13 protein-coding genes are annotated in these 15098 nt (G+C 72.3%); 6 read left to right on the forward strand and 7 right to left on the reverse strand.

The genetic code is table 11. From position 1 onward, the window contains the following. Positions 1-126 precede the first annotated feature (126 nt). Entirely contained in the window at positions 127-645 is a 519-nt protein-coding gene (locus LG632_RS25505; protein WP_226729912.1) for a DUF4240 domain-containing protein, read from the forward strand. Positions 646-779: 134 nt separating this feature from the next. On the opposite strand, the gene LG632_RS25510 is transcribed toward LG632_RS25505, so the two are convergent. Then, positions 780-1550 carry an SDR family NAD(P)-dependent oxidoreductase gene (locus LG632_RS25510; RefSeq protein ID WP_226729902.1) on the reverse strand — a complete coding sequence of 257 codons (771 nt, stop codon included), beginning with the start codon at positions 1548-1550 and terminating at the stop codon, positions 780-782. An 86-nt stretch (positions 1551-1636) separates the two neighbouring features. Between LG632_RS25510 and LG632_RS25515 the strand changes: the two genes are divergently transcribed. The 3 genes from LG632_RS25515 to LG632_RS25525 are packed head-to-tail and all read left to right on the forward strand — an operon-like array spanning position 1637 to position 6879. After that, positions 1637-2305, forward strand: a complete 669-nt coding sequence (locus LG632_RS25515) for a TetR/AcrR family transcriptional regulator (RefSeq protein ID WP_226729903.1) — start codon at positions 1637-1639, stop codon at positions 2303-2305. Positions 2306-2362: 57 nt separating this feature from the next. Then, the gene (locus LG632_RS25520; protein WP_226729904.1) at positions 2363-2686 is read left to right on the forward strand and encodes a CU044_2847 family protein; all 324 of its coding nucleotides are present in this window, start codon (positions 2363-2365) and stop codon (positions 2684-2686) included. Further along, positions 2683-6879: an AAA family ATPase gene (locus LG632_RS25525; RefSeq protein ID WP_374203576.1), complete on the forward strand. Its 4197-nt coding sequence runs from the start codon at positions 2683-2685 to the stop codon at positions 6877-6879. Before LG632_RS25520 ends, LG632_RS25525 begins: the two co-directional genes overlap by 4 nt. 102 nt (positions 6880-6981) lie before the next feature. Here LG632_RS25525 and glnA read toward each other — a convergent pair whose 3' ends face one another. Next, on the reverse strand, positions 6982-8391 hold the full coding sequence (glnA, locus tag LG632_RS25530) for a type I glutamate--ammonia ligase (RefSeq protein WP_226729906.1): 1410 nt from the start codon (positions 8389-8391) through the stop codon (positions 6982-6984). Between the two features lie 185 nt (positions 8392-8576). On the opposite strand from glnA, the gene LG632_RS25535 reads away from it, so the two are divergent. Continuing rightward, positions 8577-9044, forward strand: a complete 468-nt coding sequence (locus LG632_RS25535; protein WP_226729907.1) for an RDD family protein — start codon at positions 8577-8579, stop codon at positions 9042-9044. 283 nt (positions 9045-9327) lie between these two features. Here the strand turns inward: LG632_RS25535 and LG632_RS25540 are convergent, their stop codons facing one another. The 5 genes from LG632_RS25540 to LG632_RS30365 form a co-directional block, all read right to left on the reverse strand. Further along, complete coding sequence (locus LG632_RS25540; RefSeq protein WP_226729908.1) at positions 9328-10026, reverse strand: DUF4191 domain-containing protein; 699 nt, start codon at positions 10024-10026, stop codon at positions 9328-9330. A 19-nt stretch (positions 10027-10045) separates the two neighbouring features. Then, entirely contained in the window at positions 10046-10234 is a 189-nt protein-coding gene (locus LG632_RS25545; RefSeq protein WP_125645957.1) for an SCO2195 family GlnR-regulated protein, read from the reverse strand. 219 nt (positions 10235-10453) lie between these two features. Next, positions 10454-11401, reverse strand: coding sequence for a lipoyl synthase (gene lipA, locus LG632_RS25550; protein ID WP_226729909.1), 948 nt, complete (start codon positions 11399-11401; stop codon positions 10454-10456). Positions 11402-11861: 460 nt separating this feature from the next. Beyond that, positions 11862-12662 (reverse strand): lipoyl(octanoyl) transferase LipB, encoded by an 801-nt coding sequence (gene lipB / locus LG632_RS25555; RefSeq protein ID WP_226729910.1) that lies wholly within the window; start codon positions 12660-12662, stop codon positions 11862-11864. Positions 12663-12781: 119 nt separating this feature from the next. Beyond that, complete coding sequence (locus tag LG632_RS30365; protein WP_264202250.1) at positions 12782-13303, reverse strand: hypothetical protein; 522 nt, start codon at positions 13301-13303, stop codon at positions 12782-12784. A 163-nt stretch (positions 13304-13466) separates the two neighbouring features. Between LG632_RS30365 and LG632_RS25565 the strand changes: the two genes are divergently transcribed. Continuing rightward, complete coding sequence (locus LG632_RS25565; protein WP_226729911.1) at positions 13467-14906, forward strand: NsdA family TPR-like regulatory protein; 1440 nt, start codon at positions 13467-13469, stop codon at positions 14904-14906. Positions 14907-15098 lie beyond the last annotated feature (192 nt).

Consider the following 15098-nt stretch of genomic DNA (forward strand, 5'->3'; position numbering starts at 1 on the left):
GGGGGGCCCCCCCCCCCCCGGGGGGGGGGGCCCGCCTCCGGCGTGTACGGGTCGCCCACCGGACCTCATACTGTCGGATTCTCGCGGTGGCGGGGTTCCTGCGGAGCCAGGATGCTGGATCCCGTGATGGACGAGACGGAGTTCTGGGAGATCGTCGACAGCACCCGCGAGGCCGCCGAGGGCGATCCCGAGGAACACGCGGACCTGCTGGTGGAGCGGCTGACGGCGCTCGATCCGGACTCCGTGCTGGACTTCGCCCGGCACTTCGAGGCGCGCTACAACCGCGCGTACACGTGGGACCTGTGGGGCGCGGCGTGCGTGCTGCTCGACGGGGCCAGCGACGACGCGTTCGACTACTTCCGGTGCTGGCTCATCGGCCAGGGCCGGGAGGTCTTCGAGGGCGCGGTCCACGACCCGGACCAGCTGGCCGAGCTGCTCGACGACTTCGACGAGGAGATCGACGGGGACGGCGAGGAGCTCGGCTACGCGGCGGACGAGGCGTACGAGCAGCTGACCGGGCTGGTGGCGCCGGACCTCGGCATCCCGGTCCCGCCGGCCGAACCGTCGGGCACGCCGCTGGACTTCGAGGACGACGCGGCCCTGGCGGAACGATTCCCCCGGCTGTGGGAGCGCTTCAGGGCTTAGGCCGGGTGCCGGGGGCCCGGAAGCCGGGCTCGCGGCCCCCGGGCTCCGGGCTCGCGGCCCCCGGGCTCCGGGACCGGCACGGGCCCCGGAGGCCGGAGCCCGGACGCCGGAGCCCGGACGCCGGAGGCCGGGGCTCAGCAGTGGGTGCCGCCGTCGATCCGGATCTCGGTGCCGGTGATGAAGGCACCGTCCTCGGAGCCCAGCATGGCGACCACGCCGGCCACGGTCTCCGGGCCGGCGAAGCCCTGGCCGATGACCGGGGCGAGCTTGGCGAACAGGCTCCAGTCCGTGTCCTCGGGCAGCCCGGGGCCGGTGCCGGTCGTCATCCCGCTCTCGATGGAACCGGGCGCGACGCTGACCACGCGCAGCCCCTGCTTGCTGTACTCGGCGGCCAGCGCGTGGGTCATGGCCTGGATGCCGCCCTTGCTGGCGGCGTAGGCGGACATGTAGGGGTGGGCGAAGGAGGCCGAGGTCGAGCTGAAGTTGACCACCACCGGCCGGTCACCGGCCAGCAGCGCCGGCACGGCTTCGCGGATCATCAGGAAGGTGCCGGTGAGGTTGACCGTGAGGACCTTGTTCCAGAGCTCCAGCGTGGTCTTGTGGGTGTGCTCCGAGCGCAGGATGCCGGCCGCGTTGACCAAGACGTCCAGGCCGCCGAGGAGCTCCACGGCGGCACCGACGCCCTCGCGCACCGACCTCTCGTCGGATATGTCGAGCACGGCGGTGGTCAGCCGCTCCGCCACCCCCGCCGCGGCCGCCTGCTCCGCGGTGGCCTTGAGCCCGGCCTCGTCGACGTCGACGGTGTGCACCCGGCCGCCCTCGGCGAGGATGCGGTGGACGGTGGCGCGGCCGATGCCGGAGCCGCCGCCGGTGATGAGGACACGACGTCCTTCGTAACGGTTCATGGGAGGGAGGGTACCCACCCCATGACACGTTTTGCCAGGCTGTCAAAGAATGCAGTTGTGTCCTACGATCACGGTACCCTGCAAGGGTGAACTCCCCTCGCCCGTACACCCCACGGACCGGTGCCGCCGCCCAGTCGCTGACCGAGCGACGCAAGGCGGCGACCCAGCTGGACATCGCGCGCGCCGCCTGCGAGCTCTTCGCCGAACACGGTCCCGACGGCACCACCGCCGAGGACATCGCCCGCCGCGCGGGCGTGGCACTGCGCACGTTCTACCGCTACTTCCGCAACAAGCAGGAGGCGGTCGCCCCGCTGCTGGCCGGCGGCGGCGACGAGTGGCGGGCCCTGCTCGCCGAGGAGACCCCGGGCACCCCGCTGGCCGAAGCCCTGGAGCGCGCGATCACCCGCTCCCTCACCGGCACGGTGGCCGTCGAGGAGGGCCTGCGGTGGACCCGCGGCCTCCTGCGCGCCTCCACCGACGACCCGGCGCTGCGCGCCGTCTGGTACCGCGTCAACCAGGACTCGGAGGAACGCCTGATCCCGATCCTCACCACCCTGGCACCCCCCGGCACCACCCCCCTGGCCGTCCGCCTCCTGGCCGCCGCCGCCACGGACGCCATCCGCGTGGCCCTGGAAACCTGGTCCACCACGGACGGCCCCACCACGGGCCCTGGCTCCCCGGCAGACCTGGCCCTCCAGGCCCTGCGCGAACTGACGAGCGGCATGTCCGTCCTCCACTCACCCACGGGCCCCTGAGCGAAGGGACGGTGACGCCCCGTAGACTCCTTCCGCAGACACGAACGAGGGGGGAACGTGGCGGAGGTCGTGTCCTACGCGCTGGACGACGGAACCGTGGTCAGGTTCGAGGCAGAGCCGACGGGCAACTGGCACCCGGTGTCGTCCGAGGACGTCGCCGGTCGGGTCCGGGACGCCGCCGGCCCTGCGGTGGAGGCGGCGCGCACCGTACTGCACCGGATCGCGGAGCTACGACCGGACCAGGTCGAGGTCAAGTTCGGACTCAAGGTCAACGGCACGGCGAACTGGATCGTGGCCAAAGCCGCCACGGAGGCCAACTTCGAGATCACCCTGAGCTGGGAGCCGCGCCAGGACACGGACGGCCCGGCGCCCCAGGGGTGAACGCGGATCCAGTCGGCCCCCGGCCCCGGAGCAACTCCTGGGTCGCCTCGGTGCACGCGTCGGAGCACGACATGCGTCCGCTGGGCTCCGGTTTCCTCGTCGACGGCCGCCGCGTCCTTACCTGTGCGCACGTTGTCGAGGCGATCTGGGCCAAGCAGGGTGTGCTGTGGGTCGCCTTGCCCAAGGCCGAAGGCCACCTGGACCGTCGTGTCCGAGTGGCCGAGATCGCCTTGCCGCAGGCCGCCGACCACGAGATCCGCGACGTAGCGATGCTGGTGCTGTCCGAACCTGCGCCCGCGGGCCTCGCGGCTCCCTTGCGCCGACCCAACGCCGAAGAGCTCGTCGGCACGGGCTGGTGGTCGTTCGGTTTCCCGGACGGAGTCCTGGGCAACTCCGCGGACGGCTCGGTCGGCGAAGCCCTCGGGTACGGGTGGATGCGCCTGGACAGCGGCAACCCCCGCTATCCGGTCAAAGGGGGTTTCAGCGGCGCGGCCGTATGGTCCTCCGCCCACCAAGCCGTCGTCGGGATGGTCGGGCAGGCCCACAGCGCCACGGGGGACGCCCGGGCCCTCACCCTCTGGGGCATCGACCGGTTGCTGCCGGAGCAACGGCTCCACGACCTCGACGCCGCCCCCTCCCCGTCATGGGACGGGGGAACGATGTCGGCGCCATGGGCATGGTCCCTCGGGGACGACCCGGAGGCCGGACGGCACTGGCGGCCGCGCGCCAGGGGCGTCAGCACGGAAGCCGAACGGGGAAACCGGTTTCGCGGCAGGGAAGCCGTGCTGCGGGAGATCGTCTCCGCCCTTGGGCCCGGCCGGACACACCGCCAGGTGCTGGTGGTCACCGGAGCTCCCGGTTCGGGGAAGTCCGCCGTGCTGAGCAGGATCATCACCACGTCCGACTCCGCGACGGCCGCCGCACTGCCCACACGGGACACCGCGATTCGGGCCCCACTCGGATCCGTGGGGTGCGCGGTCCACGCCAAGGGCAAGACCGCGCTGGAGGTGGCGACGGAGATCGCCCGGGCGGCCGGGTCCCCGCCGCCCGGGGAGGTGGTCGACCTGCTTCCTGCCCTCCGTGCGGCTCTGGAGTCCCGGCCGGACGGACCACCGTTCGTCCTCGTCCTGGACGCGCTGGACGAGGTGGTGTCTCCCGACGAGGCGCGGACGATCGTCCACCGCGTCCTCGTCCCGCTGGCCGAGACATGCGCGGACCTCCAGGTCAGAGTGGTTGTCGGCACACGGCGTCGGGACGGGGCGGGCGACCTGCTCGGGACCTTCGGGCGGACGGCCCGTGTCCTGGATCTCGATGCACCAGTCTGGTCCGCCCCGGCCGACCTCACCGCGTACGCCCTGGCGACGCTCCAGCTGCACGGCGACGAGCGGCCGGGCAATCCTTACGCCGACCCCGCCGTGGCACTGCCGGTGGCCGCACGCATCGCCGCCCTGGCCGAGGGGAACTTCCTGGTTGCCGGCCTAGTGGCCCGTACCCACGGGATCCATGACGTCGAGGCCGTGGACCCGGTGGGCATGGCCTTCCCCGCAACCGTGGATTCGTCGCTGCGCGAGTACCTGCGCCTGCTGCCCGGCGTAGGCCCCCTCGCAGCCGCCGACGTGTTGCTGCCACTCGTCTACGCCGAAGACCCGGGCCTGACCACGGGGCTGTGGCGCACGGCCTTGCGGGCGCTGTTCGGGACGGCTCCCACTGAGGCGGAGCTGCTCGGCTTCGCCCGCACCTCGGCTGCGAACTTCCTCGTCGAGGCATCGGCCGACGGTAGTGAGAACGCCTCCTTCCGGCTCTTCCACCAGGCCCTGAGCGACTCCCTGCGCACCACCCGGGCGGACCTGGCATCCGTCACGGCCGATCAGCGGGCGCTCGCCCACGCATTCATCGCCGAGGGTGCCCGAGTCGGCTGGGCCGCAGCACCGGCCTATCTCCTGCGCTCGCTCGCCGTCCACGCCGCCCGGGCCGGAGCGATCGACCGCCTACTGGCCGAGGACGACTACCCGCTCCACGCCGACCTCCGCCGCCTGGTCCCCGAGGCCCGGAGGGCCGGTACCGAACACGGTCGGGAGCGTGCGAAGCTGCTGCGCCAGACCCCTCGGGCGATCGACGTCCCGGCAGCGGAGCGTGTGGCGCTCTACAGCATGACGGAGGTCCAGGAGGGGCTCGGCACGACGTACCGGGACCACCCTCTGGCCACCCCGTACCGAGCGGTGTGGTCCACCGCCTCTCCGTCGGTCGAGATCTCGGTGTTCGAAGGCCACACGGAGAAGGTCCACGCGTTGTGCGCGTTCCGGTCGGACGGCCGCCCCCGGCTGGCGAGCGTCGCCGACGACGGCATACGGATCTGGGACCCGCAGACGGGCCCCGTCGGACATGTGCCCCCCCATCCGTCGGGCTGGGTCCAGGCGCTGTGCCCGGTGCCGACGGGAGGCGGAACCGAGCTGCTGGCCGCCGGGGGACTTGACGGGGCCGTCCGGCTCTGGAACCCCGAGACGGGTGAGCTCGTGCGCACTCTGGAAGGGCACCGCCACCCCGTGGGTGACCTGTGCATCCTGAAGATCGACCACCGGGCCTGCCTGGTCAGCCATGGAACGGACCGGCGTGTCAACGTCTGGGACCCTCACGACGGACGGCTCGTACGGACCTTCCGGCCCCGGTGCGACAGCCTCTCCGCAGTGTGTCCGCTCACGCTCGACGGACGCACCCTGCTGGCCGTCCTCGTGACCTTGGCCGACGGCCGTTCCCGGATCCGTTTGTGGGATCCCGCCACCGGGGAAAGCCTGCGCTCCTTTGCCGTGTCGGGCGCCAGCGACGGCGCACTCGCCGCGGTGTCGGCCGCCGGGGCGACCTTGTTGGCCGTCAGGGAATCTTCAGAGCGCGACCACCTCGTGGCGCTCTGGGACGCCCGTACGGGACGGCGCGTCGGCACCCTCGAAGGCGGCGAGGGCACCGCGTACGAACTGCTCGGCGTCCGCGTGGCGGGCCGTGATCTCGTCGTCGCAGGATACGGCCAGGAGGAGTCCGGCACGGTGATGGTGTGGGATCCGCAGTCCCGCCGGGTCACACACCGGCTGGAGGGCCACCACGGCTGGGTGGGTGCCCTGGCCGTCGTGGCCACGGCCGACGAGACGCTCATCGCCAGTTCGGGAGAGGACTGCACCGTCCGGTTGTGGGATCTGGACGGTCCGGCGGAGCCCGCGGAGGGCGACCGCCGCGCCGGAAGCTGGGTCGGGTCACTGACCGCCCTCGACGTCGACGGGCGGCCTGCCGTGGCCGGCAGCGGGACGGCGGGCTGGGTCTCGGTCCATGACGTGGCCACGGGCGCGGTGATCGGCCGGGTCCACACCCCCCACGCCCACGTCGATGCGGTCTGCTCCGCGAGCATCGGGGGCGAGGCGGCCCTCGCCGTAGCGAGCCGTAGTACTGCAGAATCCACCGTACAGATCTGGTCCCCCGCCACGGGAGACGGACTGCGGACCAGGAGGAAGGGTCGCGTGGTCGACCTTTGCGCGCTGGAGGTCCACGGTCGCCCGTGCCTCGGCATAGCCTCCCGGGACGAGAAGGGCAACCGGGTCGATCTCTGGGACCTCTCCGGGGACGAGGTGGTCGCGAGCATGCTGAGCGGGGAGGGGCTGGTCAACAGCCTGTGCACCATGGAAGGTGCGGACGGGCGGCACCTCGTCTCCGTGCACACCGGCCACTTCGGCCTGTGGCCGGGCGAGTTCCAGGGAGGGATCGTGACCGCGTGGGACCCGTTGACCGGCACCGTGGACGAGACCGGGGTGATCGCCGGTGCGGCGTTGGGTCGGCACACTGCCGTGGTCCTCGACGACCGGATCCTGCTGGCCATGACCGCCCACCGCCAGGACCACCAGGAGGACCGGCTCGGCAGCGGCTGGGTTCACTTTCTGGATCCCCCGGCGGAGCGAGCTCCGGACCCGCTGGAGGTCAGCGTCGGCTGGCTGAGCATGGCGGAGCCCTTCCAGCTCCGCGACCAGGTGCTCCTCGCCACCGCCGCCCAGACCGAGCGGGTGGTCCGCCTGTGGGACCTCGCCGAGCGCCGGCTGGTCATGGAGATTCCGGTGCGCCGTGAGGTCTTCTCCGTCGTGCAGGCCGGGGATCATCTCGTCGTCGGCCTGAACGACGGCGCTCTACTGGCGGTGCGGGTCGGCAACCCTTCCTAGAAACGCCGGAGCGACCGCCCCCGTCCGGTGGGACGGGGGCGGCCGCTCGTGGTGGTGCTGCCTGATACGAGGTGCTGCGACCGGTGCGGACTGCGGGCCGGTTTACAGGTCGAAGTAGAGCTCGAACTCGTGCGGGTGCGGGCGGAGCTGGATCGGGGCGATCTCGTTCGTGCGCTTGTAGTCGATCCAGGTCTCGATCAGGTCCGCGGTGAAGACGCCGCCGGCCTGGAGGTACTCGTTGTCCTCCTCCAGGGCGTTGAGGACCGACTCGAGGTTGGTCGGGACCTGGGGGACGCCCGCGTGCTCCTCGGGGGCGAGCTCGTAGAGGTCCTTGTCGATCGGCTCCATCGGCTCGATCTTGTTCTTGACGCCGTCGAGGCCCGCGAGGAGCAGCGCCGAGAAGGCGAGGTACGGGTTCGAGGACGGGTCCGGGGCGCGGAACTCGACGCGCTTGGCCTTCGGGTTCGAGCCCGTGATCGGGATGCGCATGGCGGCGGAGCGGTTGCGCTGCGAGTAGACCAGGTTGACCGGGGCCTCGAAGCCGGGGACCAGGCGGTGGTAGGAGTTCACCGTCGGGTTGGTGAAGGCCAGCAGCGACGGGGCGTGCTTGAGGATGCCGCCGATGTAGTAGCGGGCGGTGTCCGACAGGCCCGCGTAGCCCGCCTCGTCGTAGAACAGCGGGTCGCCGCCCTGCCACAGGGACTGGTGGACGTGCATGCCCGAGCCGTTGTCGCCGAAGATCGGCTTCGGCATGAAGGTCGCGGTCTTGCCGTTGCGCCAGGCGACGTTCTTCACGATGTACTTGAAGAGCATCAGGTCGTCGGCCGCGGCGAGCAGCGTGTTGAACTTGTAGTTGATCTCGGCCTGGCCGCCGGTGCCCACCTCGTGGTGCTGGCGCTCGACCTGCAGGCCCGCGGCGTCGAGCTCCAGGGAGATCTCGGCGCGCAGGTCGGCGAAGTGGTCGACCGGGGCGACCGGGAAGTAGCCGCCCTTGTAGCGGACCTTGTAACCGCGGTTGTTCTCCTCCTTGCCGGTGTTCCAGGCGCCGGCCTCGGAGTCGATGTGGTAGAAGGACTCGTTCGCAGACGTGGCGAAGCGCACGCTGTCGAACACGTAGAACTCGGCCTCGGGGCCGAAGTACGCGGTGTCGGCGATGCCGGTGGAGGCGAGGTAGGCCTCGGCCTTCTTGGCGATGTTGCGCGGGTCGCGGCTGTAGGCCTCGCCCGTGATCGGGTCGTGGATGAAGAAGTTGATGTTCAGCGTCTTGTCGCGGCGGAACGGGTCCAGGCGCGCGGTGGACAGGTCGGCGCGCAGCGCCATGTCCGACTCGTGGATGGCCTGGAAACCGCGGATCGAGGAGCCGTCGAAGGCCAGCTCCTCGCTCGGGTCGAACGCCGCCGCCGGGACGCTGAAGTGCTGCATCACACCGGGCAGGTCGCAGAACCGGACGTCGATGAACTTGACGTCGTTGTCCGCGATGTACTTCTTGATCTCGTCGGCGTTCTGGAACATCCAACTCCTCCTACTCCCGACCCCGGGGCAGGGCGGGCTTGTGTAGCTCGTGGTGCGTCAGTGCGGTGCCGCACGCTGACCCGACCATAAGCAGCAGGCATTTCTCAAGCATGACCCATTTGTTTCGCACAAGTTAACCGGGTCCCCGCCGAGGGGCTCTGGAGCGCCACAGGTACCGTGGTCGAGTGGACAAGAGGGAAGCAATCGGATCGTGGCTCTCCGGCCCCCGCGCGGCGGCCGAGGACATGGGTGTCGACTTCGGCTACCCGGGTCAGCGCCTCGGCCTGCCCCAGGAGGGCGCCGGTTCGGTGGCCCGTTTCGGGCGCCGGCTCGGTGCGGTGTGCATCGACTGGGTGGCCTGCCAGCTCATCGCGTACGGCCTGATCACGGGCGGTGACACCGAGGGGGCCGGCACCTGGACGCTGCTGCTCTTCGTGGTCCTGAGCGTCCTGACCGTGGGCACCGTCGGCTTCACTCCGGGCAAGCGGCTGGTCGGCCTGCGGGTGGTCGCGGAGGACGGCGGGCGCCTCGGTGCCGGCCGGGTGGTGCTGCGGACGCTGCTGCTGGCCCTGGTCGTCCCGGCGCTGATCTGGGACCGCGACGGCCGCGGGCTGCACGACCGGCTCGCCAAGGCGGTGCAGGTCCGGATCTGAGGCCGTCGGCCGAGGCCGCCGGTCGAGAGCCGCCGACCGAGAGGCGTCGGCCGAGAGGCGTCGGTCGAGGTCGCGCGAGGCCCAAGGCCGCCCGAAGGCCGTCTGCGAGGCCCAGGGCCGTCCCGAAGGCCGTGCGAGGCCTACGGCTGTCCGTTGCCGCACGACGGCCGATCCCCGGCCTGCGGCCCGTCCTGGACGCGCTCGTCGTACGTGCTCGTGCCCGAGGGGCCGCCCCGAAGCTCAGGCTTCGAGGCGGCCCCTCGGGTCGTATACGAAAAGCGGTTCAGCGCATCTTTCCGCCGCGCGGCATCCGCATGCCCTTCGGCATGGGGCCCTTCGGGAGCGGCATGTTGCTCATGAGGTCGCCCATGGCCCGCAGCTTGTCGTTGACCTGGGTGACCTGGGGGCCGGGCAGCACGCGCGGGAGCTTCAGGAGCGTGGTGCGGACCTTCTTCAGGGGCACCTGGCCCTCACCGGTGCCGACGATGATGTCGTGGACCGGGACGTCCGGCATGATCCGGGCCATCTTCTTCTTCTCGGCCGCGAGCAGCGGCTTGAGCCGGTTCGGGTTGCCCTCGGCCACCAGCACGACGCCGGCCCGGCCGACCGCGCGGTGGACGATGTCCTGGTTGCGGTTCATCGCCACGGCCGGGGTGGTGGTCCAGCCGCGTCCCACGTTGTCCAGGACGGCCGCGGCCGCACCCGGCTGGCCTTCCATCTGCCCGAACGCGGCCCGTTCGGCCCGCCGCCCGAAGACGATCGCCATCGCGAGGAACGCCACCAGGAAGCCCAGGATGCCCAGGTAGACCGGGTGGTCGATCAGGAAGCCGATCGCAAGGAAGACACCGAAGGTGACGATTCCCACGCCCGCCACGACGAGGCCGACCTTGGGGTCCGCCTTACGGGTCATCTTGTACGTCAGGGCGATCTGCTTCAGTCGCCCGGGGTTCGCAGCAGTGTCTGCGTTTGACTTCCTCGCCATACAGCGAAGTTTACGTGCCCTACGACGTCCGGGTGGCCACGGCTTCGAGCACGTGCTCGGTTTCGACCCGGTCCTGGGCCCGGCGGCGGTCCTCCAGGACGGCCGTCCAGGCGTTGCGGCGGGCGCCGCGGATGAGCAGCGACTCGATGCCGCGCAGGGCATCGGTGAGGGACGGGATGGCGATGGCGCGAACGGGCGCGGCCTGCATGATGTCGATCCCTTTCTCGGTGCTCACGTCGGGGTGACTGCGGTGCGTGGACCCAGCATCACTGATTGGTGTTACCAGCGCATGACCCGGCGGTCAAACAGTGATGAAACATTGACGCGGCCCGCCGGGCTCCTTCTGGAAGAAGCCTAGAGGCCGCGTCAGTGCGGTATTACTCAGTAGTAATTATTTGTGCGGGAGTTCACACGTTTGCCCGCGCCCTCAGGCGTTCGCGCGCTTCTCCATCGCCTGGGTGTAGAGGCGCCCCGCGCGGTACGAGGAGCGGACCAGCGGGCCGGACATGACGCCGGAGAAGCCGATCTCCTCGGCCTCCTGCGCCAGCTCCACGAACTCCGCCGGCTTCACCCAGCGCTCCACGGGGTGGTGCCGCGGCGAGGGCCGCAGGTACTGGGTGATGGTGATCAGCTCGCAGCCGGCCTCGTGCAGGTCGCGCAGCGCCTCGCTGACCTCCTCGCGCTCCTCGCCCATGCCCAGGATCAGGTTGGACTTGGTCACCAGGCCGTACGCGCGGGCCTTGGTGATGACCTCCAGCGAGCGCTCGTAGCGGAAGCCGGGGCGGATGCGGCGGAAGATCCGGGGCACGGTCTCGACGTTGTGCGCGAAGACCTCGGGGCGGGAGGCGAAGACCTCCTCCAGCAGCTCCGGGACCGCGTTGAAGTCGGGGGCCAGCAGCTCGACCTTGGTGTGCCCGCCCTCGCGGCCGGCGGTCTGCTGGTGGATCTGGCGCACGGTCTCGGCGTACAGCCAGGCACCGCCGTCGGCCAGGTCGTCGCGGGCGACACCGGTGATGGTGGCGTAGTTCAGGTCCATGGTGACCACGGACTCGCCGACGCGGCGGGGCTCGTCCCGGTCCAGGGCCTCGGGCTTGCCGGTGTCGATCTGGCAGAAGTCGCAGCGCCGGGTGCACTGGTCGCCACCGATGAGGAAGGTGGCCTCGCGGTCCTCCCAGCATTCGTAGATGTTCGGACAGCCGGCCTCCTGGCACACGGTGTGCAGGCCCTCGCCCTTCACGAGGTTCTGCATCTTCGTGTACTCGGGACCCATCTTCGCCCGGGTCTTGATCCACTCGGGCTTGCGCTCGATGGGGGTCTGGCTGTTGCGGACCTCCAGGCGCAGCATCTTGCGTCCGTCGGGTGCGACTGCGGACACGACCGGCTCCCTGTGACTGTGATTCTTCGGCGCCCACCAGGGTACGCCCGTAATTTCATACGCTCTTACGTCCGGCCAACCTGTGGACGGTCGACCTCATTCCCGCGGCGGTCCCGCGGTGGCTCCGCGGCGGTCCCGCGGTGGCTCCGCGGGCGGCCCCGGAGGGGCGCCGGACGGCCGCGCCGCGGGGCGCGTCCGGGACCGTGGCGCGGTCGGGCGCCGGTCGGGTGCCGGGGCACCGGGCCCGGCCAGGGGCCCGTCCGGCGCCGGTCCGGCTCCTGTCCGGCGCCGGTCCGCCTCCGGCCACCCTCGCGCCGGTCCACGACCGCTCCCGGGCCGCTCAAGGGCCACTCAGGGACCGTTGGGAGGCCGGTGGTAGGCCGCCACGGGCCGGACGAGGGCCGTCAGGAGCCGTTCAAGGGGCCGGTCGAGGAGCCGTTCACGGGGCCGGTCAGGGCCCTCAGGCGCCTGCCGGCGCCTCTATCTCGCGCGGGCGGAGTTCGGCGTTCTCCAGGATGTCCTTCAGGTGGCGCTCGACCACCGGCAGCACCTCGGCGATGGTGACCTCGCGGCCGAGCTCGTACGAGAGCGAGGTCACACCGGCGTCGCGGATGCCGCACGGCACGATCCGGTCGAACGAGGTGTTGTCCGGGTTCACGTTCAGCGAGAAGCCGTGCATGGTCACGCCCTTGGCGACGCGGATGCCGATGGCGGCCAGCTTGCGGTCCTCGCGGCGCTGGCCGGCGTTGGACGGGGCGTACTCCGGGCCGTTGAGCCGGGCGTCGAACTCGTCGTCGGTCAGCCGCGGGTCGAAGTGCAGGTCGAGGCCGCCCAGCGACGGGCGCTGCTCGATCGGGTCACCGAGCACCCACACGCCCGAGCGGCCCTCGACCCGGGTGGTCTCCAGGCCGAACTCGGCGGCCGTGCGGATCAGCGCGTCCTCCAGGCGGCGCACGTGCGCGACGACGTCGACCGGGCGGGGCAGCTTCATGATCGGATAGCCGACGAGCTGGCCGGGGCCGTGCCAGGTGATCTTCCCGCCGCGGTCCACGTCGATCACGGGGGTGCCGTCGAGCGGGCGCTCGCTGTCGGCCGTGCGCCGGCCGGCCGTGTAGACGGACTGGTGTTCCAACAGGAGGCAGGTGTCGGGGATCGCGTCCTCGAAGCGGGCCGCGTGCACGCGCCGCTGCTCCTCCCACGCCTCGGTGTACTCGACCGCCTCGGCCCCGAAGCCCATCCGGACAAACCGCAGCTCAGCCACCGCAGCGCCTCCTCGTTGAACCTGCTGTGTGCACGTATCGCTCCAGCAAGGGTACGCGGGGCCGTCCGGAGCGGCCGGGGGGCTGTGGACAACCGTGGGCGGGGCCGGGGAAGCGCTGGTCAGGCGGGGGCTTCGAGCGGGCCCGGCGGGAGCTTGGGCGGACGGCGGCCCGGACGCGGCAGGTCCGGGTCCTCGTCGGCGCGCGGCAGCCTCCGGTGCCCCTCCGAGTGGTCGTTGACCCAGCCGCAGACCCCGCACGCGTAGCGCCCGTCCAGCCCCGCGATGAGCGTGCCGCAGCGCCGGCACTCGGCCTCGGTCAGCTCGGGCGCGGGCAGCGGCGCGGTGCACTCGGCGGCGAGGGCCGGGACGGGGGCGGGCGGGGCGCCCGGGGCGGAGGCGGGCGTGGCGCCCGAGGCGGGAGCGGGGGTGGCGCCCGAGGCGGAGGCGGGCGGGGCGCCCGAGGCGGAGGCGTGGGTGGCGCCCGAGGCGGAGGAGGCGGCAGGCGCGGAGGAGGCGCCCGGGGCGGAGGAGGCGGAGGGGAGCCCGGCGGAGGTGCCGGCAAGGGTGCCGGCGGAGGCCCCGGCCGGAGGCCCGGCGGAAGCCCCGGCGGGGCGCCCCGGCGGGGTGGACGTGCGGGTCATGTCTTGCAGCCTAGGCGGCCTGTCCGTAAAGAGACCTCCCGGTTCTTCGCACGATCGGATGAATGTGGGACCAAGGGGGCGGTAACGCCGGAGTTCGCCGCTACATTCACGCCGTTCACAGGGCCGGGACCCCGGTCCGTCACGTCAGGAGACCGTGGAGCCGATGACGGAACGACCAGCCCAGCGCGTCCCCAACCGGCAGCTCGCGGCCTTGATCGCGGAAGCCGGTTTCTCCAACGCCGGGCTCGCCCGCCGCGTCGATCAGCTCGGCCTGGAGCATGGTCTCGATCTGCGGTACGACAAGACGTCCGTGACCCGCTGGCTGCGCGGCCAGCAGCCGAGGGGCACCACGCCCGCGCTGATCGCCGAGGTGTTCACCCGCCGCCTGGGCCGCCGGCTCTCCGCCCAGGACCTGGGCCTGGACGCGTGCGCGCCGGTGTACGCGGGTCTGGAGTTCGCGGCCACGCCGGAGGAGGCCGTGGACATCGCCAGCGGGCTCTGGCGCAAGGACTCCGGCTCGCACGCGGAACTGCGCAAGATCGCCTTCACCCCGGCCGGGCTGGTGGTGCCGAGCCGGGACTGGCTGATCGGCCGGGCCGACGAACGGGTGGGCCGCGGCGCCGACCCGGCCGCCGCCCGGGTCCCCGCGCAGGGCCGGGCCGGGGTGCCGCGGCAGCGGCAGATCGACCGGGGGCCGGGGCAGCGGGTGACCGGCGGGGACATCGCGGCACTGCGGTCGGTGAGCGAGCTGTTCCGGACACTGGACCAGGCGTACGGGGGCGGGCACGCCCGCCAGGCGCTGGTGCGGTACCTGGAGCACGAGGCGGAGCCGATGCTGCGCGGCACGTACGGGGAGACGACGGGGCGGCGGCTGTTCGCGGCCGCCGCCGACCTGACCCGGCTCGCGGGCTGGACGTCGTACGACATCGCGGCGCACGGGCTGGCCCAGCGGTACTTCGTCCAGGCGCTGCGCCTGGCCCAGGCGGCCGGGGACCGGCCGTACGGCTCGTACGTGCTGGTGACGATGAGCCGGCAGGCGGTGTACCTCGGGCACGGGCGCGAGGCGGTGCAGCTGGCCCGGGTCGCCCAGCAGGGCGTGGGCTCGGGCCCGCCGCCGGTGGTCCAGGCGATGCTGCACGCGGCGGAGGCCCGGGGGCACGCGGTCCTGGGCGAGGTGCGCGCCGCCACGGCGTCCCTGGTCCGCGCGGAACGCGCGCTGGGCGCGGCCCGGCCCGGTGACGACGTCCCGCACTGGGCGCGCCTCTTCGACGAGGCGCAGCTGGCGGACGAGTTCGGGCACGCCCACCGCGACCTGCAGCAGTACCGCGCGGCGGCGCAGCACGCGGAACGCTCGCTCCAGCTGAGGGGCGCGGCGTTCGCCCGGTCGAGGCTGTTCTGCCGGGTGGTCCTGGCCACGGCCCGGCTGGGGCTGGGCGAACTGGACCAGGCGTGCGCGCTGGGCGCGGAGGCCGCGCAGCAGGCGATGGAGATGCGGTCGGTGCGGGCGGTGGAGTACGTCCGCGAGTTCGAGCGCCGCCTGGAACCGTACCGGGACGCGGCGGCGGTACGGACGTACCGCGAGAGGGTGGCTTCGCTGACGTAGGACTTGCGACCTCGACGGGCCGGGGCCGGGGCTTGGCGGGCCGGGGCCGGGCCTTGGCGGGTCGGGGCTCGGCCCTGGCGGGCGGGCTTCGACCCTGGCGAGTCAGGGCCTTGCCCTGCGGGTCGGGGCTCGGCCCTGGCGGGTCCGGGCTCGGCCAGGCGGGCAGGCTTCGGCCCTGGCGGGCCGGGGCTT

This window comes from Streptomyces antimicrobicus, from assembly GCF_020532625.1.
Taxonomy (GTDB): domain Bacteria; phylum Actinomycetota; class Actinomycetes; order Streptomycetales; family Streptomycetaceae; genus Streptomyces; species Streptomyces antimicrobicus.

What these genes read in the sequence shown, in the direction of transcription:
- LG632_RS25545 (WP_125645957.1), bottom strand. Translation starts at nt 10,234, where the DNA reads ATGCAGGCCGCGCCCGTTCGCGCCATCGCCATCCCGTCCCTCACCGAT.
- LG632_RS25505 (WP_226729912.1), top strand. Translation starts at nt 127, where the DNA reads ATGGACGAGACGGAGTTCTGGGAGATCGTCGACAGCACCCGCGAGGCC.
- glnA (WP_226729906.1), bottom strand. Translation starts at nt 8,391, where the DNA reads ATGTTCCAGAACGCCGACGAGATCAAGAAGTACATCGCGGACAACGAC.
- LG632_RS25565 (WP_226729911.1), top strand. Translation starts at nt 13,467, where the DNA reads ATGACGGAACGACCAGCCCAGCGCGTCCCCAACCGGCAGCTCGCGGCC.
- LG632_RS25510 (WP_226729902.1), bottom strand. Translation starts at nt 1,550, where the DNA reads ATGAACCGTTACGAAGGACGTCGTGTCCTCATCACCGGCGGCGGCTCC.
- LG632_RS25540 (WP_226729908.1), bottom strand. Translation starts at nt 10,026, where the DNA reads ATGGCGAGGAAGTCAAACGCAGACACTGCTGCGAACCCCGGGCGACTG.
- LG632_RS30365 (WP_264202250.1), bottom strand. Translation starts at nt 13,303, where the DNA reads ATGACCCGCACGTCCACCCCGCCGGGGCGCCCCGCCGGGGCTTCCGCC.